Here is a 13,685-nt window from a genome sequence, read left to right on the forward strand (position 1 = left end):
GCATCGACTAGTGGCAATTCGAATGCGATTCATGGCGGCACTCTTCTCAACAATCAAAGACTTACGAGCGGACAGCCCCGAAAACCACGATTCGCGTGCGCGGCCTGCCCGTTCCCTGTGGAAAAACCGGCTCGCGCACCCCCTCCCCCTCAAGGCCCGCGTAGTTGCCCGGCCGTCTGGACTCGCAGGGGGGACGGGGGGCAGCGGACAGCACCGCGGCCGCGCGACGACGTGCGCCGATTGCTGCGCGCATCGACGCACGCACCGGAAACCCGAATACAGGGCCGCTACGCGGCCAGAAAGGATCAGGGAAGCGGTAAGGCCGCATGGCGGCCGCATCGGCTGAGAGGGCGTCACGCTGCCACCCCTTGCCGCGCATCGGTCGCCAGGTCTTCACGGATCGACACGTGCAGCCCGAATCCGGCCAGGCGGTCCAGCGAGATCGGGGTGAGGTACGGCACGCGCCGGGTGTAGATGCGCCGCTCGACTTCCTTCTCGCCGACCACGACGCCGGCGTGCTTCAGCTGCGCCTTGAACACGCGATCGGATTTGACCGGCAGGCCGTTCCATTTGTCGCGCAGCGCGCTCGTGTGGGCGATGTGGTCCATCACATGCCCGGTGCGCAGCAGCAGGCAGAACTCGCCGTCGACGGTATCGAACGTGAACGGGTGCTTGTAGTTGCCGCCGTCGATCTCCGACAGCACCGTTTCCATGATCCAGACCCACGGCTCGCGATCGGCGCTCGTCTCGGCGATGTGGCCGTTCATTTCGGTGAGCAGGTCGCGCGGGAAGTCCCCTTCGCTCGGGTCCATGCCGGCGAACTCACACAGGTAGCGCCAGGCGAGCGCGACGGCCGCGTAGTTGCCGGCCATGCGCCTTGCGCCGTCGTCCTCGCCGCTCGCACGGCAGTTGGCCAGCGCCTTGTCGCGCAGCGTCGCGTAGTGGTCGGCCACGGCGCGCTTGTCCAGGCCGGCGAGGAATTCGAGCCACTGCCGAACCGGGAAGCGCGGCAGATCGTCCGGCATCAGCGGGCCGCGTTTGCCGGTCAGCGTCGTGCGCACCAGCTTGCCGAGCAGGCTGCGCACGGGCACGTCTTCGCCGGCCAGCATCACGGGCGCGCACAACAGGTATTCGGTCATGTCCGTGCCGCGACGTGTCACGGTGTACTGGTAGTTCTCCTGCAGCAGGCCGACCGCCTTGTCGATCACGTCCTGCCGGCGTGCGGACAGCTCTTCCCATCCGACCGGGTGGCTCGTGTGGCTGATGCTGGTCAGCAGGCGGAACTCGGTCTGCAGCGACTGCCCGGAAAACATCGTGAACGCGAGCGAGCGCTCGAGGCGCTTGATGAGCGTCGACTTGCCGGCGCCTTTGTTCGCCTGGATCGTGATGTGCGGCCAGAAACCGAGCAACGCCTTCAGGTGGCCACCGAGCGCCCACACGAGCGGAATCGTTGCGGCGTTCTGCTTGAACGTCGCCTGGTACGCGGCGATCACGCGGCGCGCATCGCTGGCCGGGCCGGTCGGGAAGGTCAGGTTGTGATACGGGCACTGCTTGTCGGCTTCGGTGAAATAGCAGTCCGGCCCCTCGTTGACGATCAGCCGGCCGTCGCGCCAGGCGAGCCCGACGAAGTTCGCCGCCTGGCGCGCGCCGAGGTCGGCGCCGCGCTCGAGGATGTTGACCATGCGCTTGAATGGCGCCGGCGCCCAGATCGGGCCGAACTTGCCCCACTGGTCGACGTTGTGGAGCTGGTCGTCGAGCATGACGCGGCGCACGAGCTGCGCGCCGTGGCGCGGCGCCTGGACCGATACGGCGAAATAGACGGTGGGCGCCTGGTCGGCGTCGCCCGTCATCGTCGACGTAGCGCTCGCGACGGACACGCGGCTGATGCCGGCGATTCGGAAGCCGCACAAGTCCGTCATGACGGGCGTCTCGACGCCGCTTTCCTCGTTCTTGTCCATCTTCGTGATGTAGCTGGTGAAGTCCGGCCGCACGCGAAAACGCCAGTACTGCGCGAAGTCGTGCGACGGCAGGAAGATGCGCGGCCGGCCGCGACGCGTGGCGTCGCCGGCGAGGCCGGCGATGAGCCACGGCTCGAGCTGGTCGAGCGCGCGCTGCAGATCGGCCGGGCCGCGCAGTTGAAGGTAGTCGTTCACGTCGTTGATCGGCTTGACGGCCTTCTCGCCGTCCGCGAGGTCGGCGAACCAATTCGCCTGGTCGACGAGCACGGCGCTGATGTTCAGCGCCGTGAGCCGTTCGTAGAGCGCCCAGGCAGCTTCCGGCCCAGGGCGGCGGCCGGCGCGCGGGTGGCCGTCCGCGAACGGGTCGTCGTTGTCCAGGCAGATCACGACCTGTTTGCCGCGTAGGAACGCGAAGTCGATGCAGTCGACGTTCGCCAGGCCGCGCAGCGCGAGCGCGGCGGCACCAGGCATCGCGCAGGTGTCGATCGACAGCGCGTTGATCGCGCTTTCGACGATGAACACGCGCTTCGCCTTGTCGAGGCGGCGAGGATCGGCGGTCCAGCCGTAGCCGGCCTTGTCGCCCTGGGTCTGCGTCTTGACGCCGCCGTTGAGCACCGGATCGACATAGCGCATGTCGACGGCAACGACACGGCCGTCGCTAGGCGCGCGCACGATGAACGCAGCGGCCGGGCCGGCGTGACCCACTTCGCCGGCCGCGACCTTCGAGCTGGTCCACGTGTTGAAGCCGAGCGTGCGGGCGGCGATCGCCGCGTCGATCGCGCCCGCGGAAATGCCACGGCCGACGAGGTAATCGCGCACCTGGTCGCGCTCGGCGAAGCACCGATCGGCGATGTATTCGACGGTCGTCTTCTCGCGGCGCTCGGCCGGCGCCTGGCGGTCGAGCGGGATGCCGTACGCGTCGTGCAGGTAGCGCACCGCGTCGGCGACCGTGCCGCCGCGCGCGTGAATGACCAGGTCGATACACGAGCCGCCGACGTCGGCGCTGTGGTCGCGCCAGCCGGTGCCGTGCTTCGGGTGGTTCACGTAGATCGACAGGGACGGGCTCTTGTCGTCGTGCTGCGGCGAGTGGTACAGCGCGCGGTCGCCGCCGCGACCGCGCTTCAAGCCGAGGCGATCGGCGAGGTCGTGCAGGTCGATGCGTTGTTTCAGTTCGTCGATCGAGGCCATCGTTATTGCTGTTGCTGTTGATGCAGGGAGCGGGCGGCAGGATTGCCGGATGTCGCAGGGCTGTCGACGAGCGCGCGGAGCGCGTCGGCCGACGCGGGGAAGGCAAGCGCCAGGCGATCGCCAAGGATGCTGACGAACAGCGCGAGCACCGCGACGCGCTGGAGGCCGCCGGGTTCGTGGTTGAAGCGAAGGACGTCGGCGGCCGCCGCGATGGAAGCCGCGAGTGCGGCGTCGTGAGGGGTAGTTGAGTGCGTCATGCTGCTGCGCCTCCGAGGATGTCGTGATGGTTCTGCTGCAGGCGTTGAACGGCGTGCTGCAGCTCGTAACGCGAGGTCATCGCTTGGTCGAGCGTGGCGCGCAGGCGATCTCGGCTGCGCTCGACATTCGACGTCGCGTTTGCGAGCGCTGCCGTGCGCGTCGCGCCGTGGCCGATGCGGATGCCCGACGCAAGGTGCGTGACGATCCATTTCTCGGGATGGCCGTCGCGCAGGTGCGGCTCGACGTGGATGCCGAACGCGGCGCCGACGTCGTTCGGGATGACTACGTGATCGCCGGCGACGGTGCGCAGGCCGGCCGTCGTTAGCAGCTCGTAGCGGATGGTGGGTTCGTGCGTCATGTTGATCACGCTCCCGTCCCTTGCACGCTGGTTGTCGATGACGATGCGTCGATCGCGACCCACTCAGCACCGTTCCAGCGTGCGAAGCGGCGAATCTGCTTGAGCAAGTGGTCTTCGGTCTGCACGTTGAACATCGGGACCGGCTGATTGCGCATCCAGCGCCGAATGATTTCGACACCGATGGCGCGGACCGCTTCGCCCGCATCCCGATCGCCGTGTTCGACGGGCACAAACTGCGCGGTGTACCAGCACGCCGCGAGATACTCGTCGGAGATAGTCGGCAGACGGGCGGTGTCGAGTTCGAAGGTGAAGGTCTTTTTCATCGCATCACCCACGTGGCGGAACGGACCAGGCCAGCGCCGCAACCAGGACGACCATGGCGGCGAAGCCGATGACGAAGGCGATCGCGCGCGCATTCCGAACATCGAACAGGCGCAGCACGTCGGCGGTCAGGCAGTAGATGCCGGTGAGGGAGAAGGAAAGCATCAGGAGCACGCCGATGCCGAAGATGTAGGGTTTCATGGTGTGGTTCCGGGTGAGTGCGCCGGCGGCCGGCGCAGATGGGTCAGTCGAAGTCGTTCGCGGCGCGGCGTTTCCCATCGGCGACCGGCAACTCGGGGGCGGGCTCTCGATCGCGCCATACGTTCGCCGTGCATTCGAAGGCGTGGCGGGCGGCCGGACACAGGGCGTCGAAATTTCCGACCATGCGCAGGCGGCGCCACATCGCGCGCAGGTCGAGGTCGGTGAGGGGCGCGCGCATCACGTCAGTGCATCCAATCGAGCACCGGCGTGCCGCGCGCAAGGTCCCACGACACGACGAAGCCCAAGGCACGGGCGTACGCGACGAACACGTCGGCGCGTACGTCGGCAGCGGAGATCTTCGTGAGGTAGGCGACGCGCTCGTCGTAGGACAGCGATTGGGTGAGTGCGGCGATCGGTGCGGGGATCAGCGTTTGCATACGGCCTCCAAGAAATTTCAGGCAAAAGGAGTCCCTCACGCCCGCAGAGCGGGCGCGATGGGTGTTCAGCGAAGAAGCGGGTTAGGGCTTAGGCGTCGAGCAGCGGGAGCTGTCGCGAATCGGTCGGGAGCCGATCAACCTTGCCGATCGGCACATACACGTGCGGATTCGGGTTGAGGCTCGGCGCGATCGTATGGACGGTCGCGACGTGAATCTTGTAGGTCGTCGCGCATTCGATGTTGGTGCACTGGCAGTACGCCTCGCGAACGAGAGCGGACAGCGTGCGGCTGGTTCGAATGACGGCGCGGCTGCCGCAGTGGTGACACTTCAATTTCATCGTGACTTCCTGTCGGAGACTGCCGCGTTAGTTACGGCTGTTGGTTACGGCGTAAAGAGCCCGGTTTCGTCCGGTGAGGCGACGCGCACCGTTGCGCAGTCGTCGCTTCACGAGCCATTCGGCCGCTTGCTGGATCGTCGCAAGACCTTCCTGCTGTCGGACGCGTTCGAGTAGTTCGGCTTCTTGCTCGGTGAATGTGAGTTCGATTTCGGGCATTGGATCGGCTGCTCTGGGGCTGCTGTTTTCAGCCGTGCTCGTGGGCTACATTGCACGCTGGAATCAGAGCCTCGGCGGCCTCGCGCAAAACCATCTGGCGAATCAGCGTTGCAGCGGCCTCGCCCTGGTAGTTGGCGAGCGCGGTGATGAGGGCGTACTCGTAGTCGTCGAACCGCACCATCAGGCGGTTGTCGCGGACACGTTTTGGATCCGGATACATGGTGGTCACCTCGGATTCAGCTTGTGGAGACGTTGCCCGTGGTGTCCTCGAACGAGGACATCTTGGCGAGATAGAGGGGGAGCCCTTCGAGGTAGACGAGACGCGCGAGGCTCGACAGCGAGCGCCGTTCTTGGTGGCCGAGCTGCTCGAGCTCGGCGCGCTCTGCGGGAAGGAGGCGCAGCGAAACGGTCTTGCTGGACATGACGCCCGGCGGCGCACGCCGCGGGCCTTTGTGGGTAGTCATGGCGGGTATACTCAATTTCGATAGTGCTTCACTAGGGATACGTGAAGTGTAAGGTAATCAAAACGAAACCGCAAGATGTCGGATAACTCAATTGGAAACCGTCTCAAGGAAGAGCGGATGCGCATCGGCATGAGTCAGGCGGAATTCGCCACGCTCGGCGGGCTTGGGAAGCAGGCGCAGCTCAACTACGAATCCGGTGCTCGGTCGCCGGACGCGAACTATCTGGCGGCGCTCGCGAATGTCGGGGTTGACGTGCTGTACGTCATCACGGGCGATCGTGCGCAGAGGCCTACGGTGCCTGACGACGAGGCCGAGCTGCTCGAGGGGTTTCGCCAGTTGAACGACGTCGGTCGGACGGCCGTCCAGGCGTCGGTCAACGGTTTCCTGCTTGCGGGAACGATGACGATCTCCGGCGCGCCGGCGAAGCGGCTTCCGCGTCTTGCCGAGAACCGAGCTGCGAAATTGGACGCTGCGGCGCTCGACGCGCTGCGAGATGCGCAGGCGGACGTGGAACGCGCGAAGAGCGCGCGATCGCCGCGCAAGAGCACTGTGAAAAATCAGGACTGACGAAGTGTCTCTGCGGCGCGCTCAAGCGCCGCCATCGCTGTTTCGACTTCCCCCAACACGTCGATCGTCGTCATGCCGGTCGATTCCTCACGAGACAGTTCGCACAACGCAGCGAGTTCACGATCGAACCGCGCAACGACGGTGCGGAGCTGCGCTCCGAATTCGGTAAGCCGAAACCCATCACTTCCTGAACGGCGCTCCATCAGCGGGCGGCCGAGGACGCGCTCGAGCGCGGACACCTTCTCGCTGACGGTCGGCCGCTGCACTCCCATTGCCTGCGCCGCTTCCGAAATGCTGCGATAGCGCGTGACCTCGTTGTATGCGCGCAGCAGATTCCAGTTGAGCCGAGGGGGAGTCGTCCGGGAAACCATGATTCGAGCGGTAGTTGTTGTTGCGGTAATGCGCGCTTCACACGGGCGGGGGACGGGAGGCGGGAGAAAGCCCGCGAAAGTTAGGCGTTTTCCTAACTTTCACGGGGCTTTCTCCTTCATTCCATTTGTCTGAAAAATGCACGAAAATGGGGCAGCGTTACAGCACGCGTGGATGCCGTTTCACGTCGTAGCGCCTCTCAAAATATCCGAAGAGGAAGCCGTTGTGAGTAACAAGCCGCAAGAGCCGCAATTCCGAAATGCAACAGCCGAGGACGGGGTAATCCGACGCTGTACCGAAGCCGCGATAGCCGCCCAATGTGGGCGCGCCAACTCCACTGTAGCCGGGAACCGCGAGGCGCGTGCAGTGCGCGACTTGTCGGCCGGTGAGCGAGCGGCGCTGCTCGCGCAGGTGACGAGCGCGATGTTGAGCCTGTCGAACATCCGCGACCTGCTACTGACGTAACGTCAGCCCCCCTCCGAGGTGTCGATCTCCGGCACCTCGCTCGCCTTGACCTCTAGGTCGAGGTCCGATGTAAATCCGCCGTTACCGTCGATCGAATGTGTAACGCGCGCAATGATCCAGTTGCAATCATCAATGACACGTTTGTAACCGCGCACGGTTACAGGTAATTCGGTCATCAGCTCGGGGCGGCCGACCGCCAGCACAATGCTGAACTCTGCAACGCCGCGCTGCAACTTCTCCCATTCCGCTTTCGCCGCGCGTGTCGCGTTCCCCTTGTTCGCATAGGTGTGTCGCAACGTCTTCACGTTTTCGGCCGTGCCGAACAGCACGTCGCCGCTCTTGTCGATCGGCTTCTTCTTCGAGGTAGTGCGACGCCGGCGCCGCTTCACGGTGGTCGACTGCTTCTTCGCAGTGCGTGTGTTCAGGTAGAACGCCTGCACGCCCGAGTACGTGTCCCGATCCGCGACGCCGAACTCGTGGCGATCGCCAACGTCGCGCGTGATCGTGACGGCCGGCAATGGCTTGCCGCTCGCCGTGGTTGCCTCGCCGGCCTTGATGAAGAGCAGTAGCCCGTTCTTCACGGTGGCGATTGCGTCGAACATCTTCGCCAGGCGCGACAGCAGGTTGGCGTCCGACTCGGCCGTCTGGTCGATGTGGTCGACGAACTGCCCGTCGAGCGCCTTGCTGATACGCGCCTCGACCTTGTTCTGACTGGCGATCGCGCGCACGATCGCGCCGACCGTCTGCCGATGCCAGGAGCGCTCCTTCTTGATCGACAGACCCGCGCGCAGATCGACGCTACGCGCGCGGATCGTCAACACGTCCGGCGTCCCGGTGTGCCGAACCTCGTCGACCATGAATTCGCCCTTGTCGACCAGGCCGTTCGCCGCACCGGCCCAGCCAATCGCCAGCTTCAGCGTGACGCCGCGGCTCGGAATCTCGAGGGCGCCGTCAGAATCGTCGAGGCTGATATCGAGCTGGTCCGCTTCGAAGCCGCGGTTGTCCTGCAGCGTCAGGGAGATCATCCTGCCGTCGAACTTCTTCGTGATGTTCTTGCCGTTGAGCGTGATCGAGTAGATCGCCCGCGGCACGCGGTCGTCGGCGATCACGACCTGCTGTACCAGGTCGGCGCCAGGGATGTCCGACAGGTTCATAACGAGATCGCCCCCTTGATGGCGTCGGTCACGATGCCGAGCATGTCGAGATCATCGTTGCGCGTTAGTGCAATGGAAAACTCGATGCGGCGCGCAGTGCCGTCGTCGAAAAATAGCGTGCGCGTCGTATCGATGTTGTCGATAGTGAACATGCCGTAAATGTGGCCGGTGCCTTCGATCAGCGGCCAGGCGGTGTGCTGGCCCGCCATTGCTTCGATGACGGCGAGTGACATATCGCCGCCCGTCAGCTCGGGCAGCAACACGCCGGACAGGCTGATGGTTTCGTCGTCCTCGCCGACGTACTGCCGCGCGGGTTTTCTGCCGACGCGATTGTTGCTGGCGAAGCGCCAGCCGCGCCGGCGCTTCAGCTCCTGATAGGGCAGGGTCGATAGGCTGAACACGAACAGCCCGAGCGCCATCATCATGCGAACCTCTCCTTCAATCCCGATCACGCAGACGCGAGCGCTCGCGCGCGGCCTGCGCAGCCTGCTCCTGGCGCATCACCTGCAGCACCTTCTGAGCGAGCGCCTGCTCATTCATGCCGGGCGCCGCATACACCTGGATCGTGATCGGCGCCGGCGCGACAGGCGCGCGGGCACCGGCCGACGCGACCGTGAGCGGCGGGCGGTTGTCGACCGTGAGCGGTGCGCCGCCGGCGATCGCCGCGCCGGTGATGCCGATGCCGGCGCCGGCGGCGACGATCCGCTTGCCCACTTCGAGCACGGTCGACAGCGGGCCGTGCTGACCCTCGCGCAGACCCTGGTCGAGACCGGCCATCGTGAAGCCGCCGAGCGCGGCGAACACGCGGCTTGGCGAATGGATACCGAGCCGTTCCTTGAACCAGCCGACCACACTGTCGCCGGCGGACTGGATCGCGGTCTTCACGGCGCCGAGGCCGTTCGTGATCCCGTTGACGAGCCCGGACATGAGATTCGAACCGAACTCGGCGAAGCGCGCCGACGCCTGAGCGAGGCCGACGATGATGTCGGCCAGCCATGTACCGAAGGCTCGGCCGGCGCCGGCTGCTGCGTCGAGGCTCTTCTTGCTGGCATCGACGGGCGCCAGCAGCCGTGTCAGCCAGTCCCACACCACCTTCAGGGCGCCCGTCAGCCAATCGAACAGGGGCTTGAGCGGCGCGAACGCAGCGCCGAGAATTGCGAAGGCTTGGCTCACGAGCGGCGCGAGCGGCCTCAGGCCCTCGGTGAGCCCTTGCCAGAATCCGGAGAAAAACGCCTTGATCGGCTCCCAATACTTGACGATGAGGAAGGCGGCCAGCGCAATCGCAGCGATCACAAGGCCGATCGGGTTCAACAACGCGACGCGACCAACCAACAGCAGGGTTTGTGCGACGGCTCCGAGCGCACGCACGAGGACGCCGCCCTGGATGCCGAGAATCGACATGCTGAATCGCACGATTGCGAGCGGCCCAAGAACGCCCGCGAGCGCGATCGTCAACGTGCCGAGCACAGCGAGCAGCACACCGAGGCCGGCCGCGCCGATCGCGACCGCACGCGTGAAGTTCGGGTATTCCTTCGCGAAGCCGAGCAGCCGCTCGAGCACGCTCGTCGTCAGCTCGAGTGCGCGGTTGTACACGGGGAGCACCTGTTCGCCGATGACGGTGCGCAGGTTGCGCACCTTCTCGAGCGCGATCAGCTCTTTCCCTTCCGTTTGCCTCTGGCCCAGCTCGTGCAGCTTGTCGATGCCGTACGCGCCACGGTTCAGCTTTTCATTCTTGTGGATCTGCTCGCGCTGCATGAACATCGTCGCGAACAGGTTCGCGCCGTTGCCGTTCGTCATGATCGTGGAGAATTCCTCCAGGATCTTCGCGTCAGACGTGATGCCCTTGGCCTTCAGCTTCGGCAGCAGCACCTTCTCCATCCACTCGAACGGCGACGCGTTGAAGAGGTCGCCCTGAATCAACGCGCCGGGCTTGATGCGCTTCACGTTGCCGATCGTGTTGTACTCGACGTCCTTTTTGTTGACGAGCCCCAGCTCGACCAGGCGCTTCGCGGCACGTACGGTCGTTTTGCCCTGCATCAGGTTGCTGTACGCGGCCTGCACGCCAGTCCCGGCCGCATGCCCGCCCATTTCCTGAATCAGCGGTTCCATCTGGTAGTAGAACGCGTCCTGGCGCATCTGCTTCGCCGCGACCTTGCCCGTCTGGATGAAGTTGCGCCACTCGTCGCCGCCAACGCGGCCGCCCGTCGCCGTCAGCACCTGCTGGACCATGTTCGCTTCGCCCCTGAATGCTGCCTCGCTTTTCGTGCCGCCGCGCAGCTCGATCACCCTCAGCATGTTCATGAACTTCTCTTCGTTCTCGTGGCCCTGGCCGGCACCGAACATCGCTTCGTTCGCGAACTTCATCTTCGCGAGCGTCGGCATCACCATCTGCGCGTGGTGTTCGTCCGCAAAGATGGACATGGCGTCGCGCATCAGCGTCATGTTCTCGGCGACCGCAACGCCCGGCGTGGCCATCGCGCGCACGTAGCGCTCGGCATCCTGAGTCGCACGGTCGCCCAGTCCGAGCCCCTGGATGCGACCGCGCTCGTTCTGCACCTTCTTCGCTTCTGCGAGCGGTTCGCGCAGATCGTTGAGGATGTGCGAGCCGGTCGCGCGCGCGGCGTATCCGCCGATCGCCATTTCTGCCGCTGCCCCGCGCATGGCGCCCATTTTTGCGCGCGCGTCCGCGATACGCTTCTGACGCGTGTTCAGCGCGTCGAGCCGGCGCGATTGGGCGTCAATCGCGCCAGTCGTTGCGGCGATGTCGGTGCGCAGCGTGCGCTCGTGCTGGGAAAGCTTGCCCGTGTCGACGCCGGCGCGGGCCAGCCGAGTGCGCAGCTCGTCGACGCTGGCGGATTGCTTCTTGAATGCGGCGCCGAGCTTCGACGAGGCTTGCCGCGCCTTCGCCAGCTCGGCGACCATCTGTTGCGACGGCGGTCCGTACGCGCGCAAAGACGTCGCGAGTTCCTTGACCTTCTTCTGCGCGTCGGCGAGCTTCGTCGCGGTGTTGGCGAGCCCCGTGCGCATCTCGCGAAACTCGCCGATGCGCCGCTGCGTGTCGTTGAGTTCCTTGAGGCGCGCGCGGGAGTCCCGCAGCTCCTTCACGAGCGTGCGGTTCTTGGTGGCGATCTCGCGGATCGGCCGGCTCGCCTGGTCGAGCGCCTTGAGGACCACCTCGAGGCGCAGGGAGCGGTCGCTCATTCATCGCCCCGTTCGTAGCGAACGCGCGCATGCTCGCGCCAGGTCATCAGTTCGTCAAGAGACATGGCGTTCATCACGTCGGGCGTCCAGTGGAAAACGAGGGCGATGTCGGCCATCACTTCGTCGACGGATCGAGGGATGCGTCCTGCTTCACGGAGTTCGGTACCAAAAAACCGGCAAGCTCCGTGCCGAGCTTGACCAGGTCGGCCGGGTCCATGCGCAGCACGTCCTGGTCGGTCAGCGTCGGGCTGCTGACGCGCGGCAGCACCTTCGACAGTGCGATCACGTCGAGCTGCAGGACATCGGTGAGCGTGACGCCGCGCAGCGCGCCGCTGCCCGACATGGCCAGCGTGACGGCCTCGATTTTCTGCTCGCCGCGCACGATCGGGGTGTCGAGGCGCAGCGCGTCGGTTCGTTTCAGGGACATGGTCAATCCTTAGAAGGTGAAGTGAATAGGGTTACAGGCCGAGTGCGCGGCGCTGCTGGGCGAGGCGATCGACGCCGCCGACGATCTCGACGAAGTTCGGGATGTCGATCTCGATCAGGTTTTCGCCGTTGACGACAAGGCGGTAATACGACAGCGACATCGTTCCGGTCTGGTCGGCGTTGTCGCCGGCCTTGGCCTTGCCGGGGTCGATTTCCTTGTAGCGACCGCGCACGTACACCTCGACCGCATCGGTTTCTTCGGTGTCGTCACGCTGATAGGAACCGGCGAAGCGTACGGAGACACCGTCGATCTTTGACGTGCCCCACGTCTTGAACATCTCCTTCATGAAGCCGCCCATCGTGAGGCCCAGCTCGAGCTTCTCCATGCCGAGGTCGATGTCGACCTCGGCATTCATGCCGCCGCCGCGATACGCCTCCATCTTGCGCGTGAGCTTCGGCAACTGAATCTCGGGCACCTCGCCGACGAACGAGACGCCGTCCTCGAACACGTTGAAATTCTTGAGTTTGGATGGCAGAGCCATTGCGTTTTCCTATGGTGATTGGCGGGCCGTCAGACGGCGATGCTTTCCGCAAACTTGACCAGATAGCGATCCGTGATGCGCTGCCGGAACGTCAGGTCTTCGAGCGGTGGAACCGGGCAGAAGTCGTAGTCAATGAAGCCCTGGCCGGCCTTGAGCGAGTCCTTCTCGTTGGCCGCCGGATCGAACCAGCACTGGCCGTCGATCAAGTAGCCGGCCGTTTTCCACGCGCGGAACTTCGCGTTTACGCCGTCGACGATGTCGTGCATCAACGTGCGGCTCATCGGTTGGTCGACCGCCCAAATGTGCGCCTCGGCCATCGTGTCGGCGATCACCTGTGCGCTGCGCACGTAGTTCTCGAATGCCCACAGTTTGTCCTCGGAACAGGTCCGCGATCCCCACAGACGGTATCCATTCGCGTTCACTAGCGTGGTGACGTCGTGGCTGTTCAGGTAGCCGGCGTCGGTGTTCGGGTCCTGCAGGTCCCAGAACACGTCGCGACTGATACCCGTGACGCCGTTCACGACGACGTTGGAGATCGTCTTGTGCCAGCCGGTTTCTTCGTCGATCTTCGCGCGCATGCCGAGTGCGCGCGCCGTGGCCCAGGTGATGTCCTCGGCGTTGGTCGTGATGTTCCAGTTTACGAAGTCCGGCCAGATCGTCATCAGCTCGCGCTGACCGAAATTCGCGCGGTAGGCGACGGCCTCTTCTTTCGTCTTCGCGCCGAACGCGTTGACGTATGCAAAGCCGCGCAGCCTTTGAGCGACCGTCGCCAGCTCGGTCGCGACAGGCAGGGTGTCCAGACCGGGGCAACCGAGCACGCGCGGTTTGACGCCGAGCCGGGTATTCGCAGCGAGCAGCGCCTTCATGCCGGTGTACTGGCCGTCCGCGGTCGTCGTGCCGATCACGTTGCTGGTCGTTTCGTCCGCGTCCTTGCCGGTCGGCACGCGCACGCCGACGATCAGCGGCGAGGTCTGCGCAGCGATCGCGTCGAGCGAACGCGCGAGCGTGCCTTTCGTGCCGGCGCGGCCGATTGCGGCCCGCACGTCCGTGATGAGGAAGGGACGGTTCTCGGGAAAGGTGGTGGCGTCGGCGTCATCGCCGGTACAGACCATGCCAATCACTGCCGTGCTGACCGTGCGGATGGGGCGCGTACCGTCATTGATCTCGATGACGCGTACGCCGTGGTGGTAATCAGAAGGCAAGCTATTCTCCCGGAAGTGAGC

At 65.1% G+C, this 13,685-nt stretch carries 20 protein-coding genes; 1 reads left to right on the plus strand and 19 read right to left on the minus strand.

The window, feature by feature from the left end:
- Positions 1–353: 353 nt before the first annotated feature.
- The 11 genes from MYA_RS19010 to MYA_RS19055 form a co-directional block, all read right to left on the minus strand.
- Complete coding sequence (locus MYA_RS19010; protein WP_014724653.1) at positions 354–3,146, minus strand: toprim domain-containing protein; 2,793 nt, start codon at positions 3,144–3,146, stop codon at positions 354–356.
- A gap of 2 nt (positions 3,147–3,148) precedes the next feature.
- Positions 3,149–3,403: a hypothetical protein gene (locus MYA_RS19015; RefSeq protein ID WP_014724654.1), complete on the minus strand. Its 255-nt coding sequence runs from the start codon at positions 3,401–3,403 to the stop codon at positions 3,149–3,151.
- Complete coding sequence (locus tag MYA_RS19020; protein ID WP_041494274.1) at positions 3,400–3,762, minus strand: hypothetical protein; 363 nt, start codon at positions 3,760–3,762, stop codon at positions 3,400–3,402. The genes MYA_RS19015 and MYA_RS19020 overlap by 4 nt, the downstream gene beginning before the upstream one ends.
- Before the next feature lie 5 nt (positions 3,763–3,767).
- On the minus strand, positions 3,768–4,085 hold the full coding sequence (locus tag MYA_RS19025) for a hypothetical protein (RefSeq protein WP_014724656.1): 318 nt from the start codon (positions 4,083–4,085) through the stop codon (positions 3,768–3,770).
- Positions 4,086–4,089: 4 nt separating this feature from the next.
- Entirely contained in the window at positions 4,090–4,284 is a 195-nt protein-coding gene (locus tag MYA_RS19030; protein ID WP_014724657.1) for a hypothetical protein, read from the minus strand.
- A gap of 43 nt (positions 4,285–4,327) precedes the next feature.
- Positions 4,328–4,522, minus strand: coding sequence for a hypothetical protein (locus MYA_RS19035; protein ID WP_041494275.1), 195 nt, complete (start codon positions 4,520–4,522; stop codon positions 4,328–4,330).
- Between the two features lie 4 nt (positions 4,523–4,526).
- Positions 4,527–4,721 carry a hypothetical protein gene (locus MYA_RS19040; protein ID WP_014724659.1) on the minus strand — a complete coding sequence of 65 codons (195 nt, stop codon included), beginning with the start codon at positions 4,719–4,721 and terminating at the stop codon, positions 4,527–4,529.
- Between the two features lie 88 nt (positions 4,722–4,809).
- Positions 4,810–5,058: an ogr/Delta-like zinc finger family protein gene (locus MYA_RS19045; RefSeq protein WP_006757081.1), complete on the minus strand. Its 249-nt coding sequence runs from the start codon at positions 5,056–5,058 to the stop codon at positions 4,810–4,812.
- Between the two features lie 27 nt (positions 5,059–5,085).
- Complete coding sequence (locus MYA_RS30060; protein WP_017923636.1) at positions 5,086–5,274, minus strand: hypothetical protein; 189 nt, start codon at positions 5,272–5,274, stop codon at positions 5,086–5,088.
- A 28-nt stretch (positions 5,275–5,302) separates the two neighbouring features.
- On the minus strand, positions 5,303–5,494 hold the full coding sequence (locus MYA_RS19050) for a hypothetical protein (RefSeq protein WP_012327650.1): 192 nt from the start codon (positions 5,492–5,494) through the stop codon (positions 5,303–5,305).
- Between the two features lie 16 nt (positions 5,495–5,510).
- Complete coding sequence (locus MYA_RS19055) at positions 5,511–5,738, minus strand: hypothetical protein (RefSeq protein WP_193373726.1); 228 nt, start codon at positions 5,736–5,738, stop codon at positions 5,511–5,513.
- 75 nt (positions 5,739–5,813) lie between these two features.
- On the opposite strand from MYA_RS19055, the gene MYA_RS19060 reads away from it, so the two are divergent.
- Entirely contained in the window at positions 5,814–6,305 is a 492-nt protein-coding gene (locus tag MYA_RS19060) for a helix-turn-helix domain-containing protein (protein WP_041494090.1), read from the plus strand.
- On the opposite strand, the gene MYA_RS19065 is transcribed toward MYA_RS19060, so the two are convergent.
- From MYA_RS19065 to MYA_RS19100, 8 genes are all read right to left on the minus strand, one after another.
- Entirely contained in the window at positions 6,296–6,676 is a 381-nt protein-coding gene (locus MYA_RS19065) for a helix-turn-helix domain-containing protein (RefSeq protein WP_014724663.1), read from the minus strand. The two genes, MYA_RS19060 and MYA_RS19065, sit on opposite strands and share 10 nt — an antisense overlap.
- 465 nt (positions 6,677–7,141) lie before the next feature.
- Entirely contained in the window at positions 7,142–8,293 is a 1,152-nt protein-coding gene (locus MYA_RS19070) for a phage late control D family protein (protein ID WP_014724664.1), read from the minus strand.
- Positions 8,290–8,718, minus strand: a complete 429-nt coding sequence (locus MYA_RS19075) for a phage tail protein (RefSeq protein ID WP_006757087.1) — start codon at positions 8,716–8,718, stop codon at positions 8,290–8,292. Before MYA_RS19075 ends, MYA_RS19070 begins: the two co-directional genes overlap by 4 nt.
- 13 nt (positions 8,719–8,731) lie before the next feature.
- On the minus strand, positions 8,732–11,494 hold the full coding sequence (locus MYA_RS19080) for a phage tail tape measure protein (protein WP_014724665.1): 2,763 nt from the start codon (positions 11,492–11,494) through the stop codon (positions 8,732–8,734).
- The gene (locus tag MYA_RS30065; protein WP_014724666.1) at positions 11,491–11,610 is read right to left on the minus strand and encodes a GpE family phage tail protein; all 120 of its coding nucleotides are present in this window, start codon (positions 11,608–11,610) and stop codon (positions 11,491–11,493) included. Before MYA_RS30065 ends, MYA_RS19080 begins: the two co-directional genes overlap by 4 nt.
- Positions 11,610–11,921: a phage tail assembly protein gene (locus MYA_RS19090; RefSeq protein ID WP_014724667.1), complete on the minus strand. Its 312-nt coding sequence runs from the start codon at positions 11,919–11,921 to the stop codon at positions 11,610–11,612. The genes MYA_RS30065 and MYA_RS19090 overlap by 1 nt, the downstream gene beginning before the upstream one ends.
- 31 nt (positions 11,922–11,952) lie before the next feature.
- Positions 11,953–12,462, minus strand: coding sequence for a phage major tail tube protein (locus tag MYA_RS19095; protein WP_014724668.1), 510 nt, complete (start codon positions 12,460–12,462; stop codon positions 11,953–11,955).
- Positions 12,463–12,491: 29 nt separating this feature from the next.
- Positions 12,492–13,664 (minus strand): phage tail sheath protein, encoded by a 1,173-nt coding sequence (locus MYA_RS19100; protein WP_014724669.1) that lies wholly within the window; start codon positions 13,662–13,664, stop codon positions 12,492–12,494.
- Positions 13,665–13,685: the final 21 nt, after the last annotated feature.

The sequence above is a fragment of the Burkholderia sp. KJ006 genome, assembly GCF_000262695.1.
Classification (GTDB): domain Bacteria; phylum Pseudomonadota; class Gammaproteobacteria; order Burkholderiales; family Burkholderiaceae; genus Burkholderia; species Burkholderia vietnamiensis.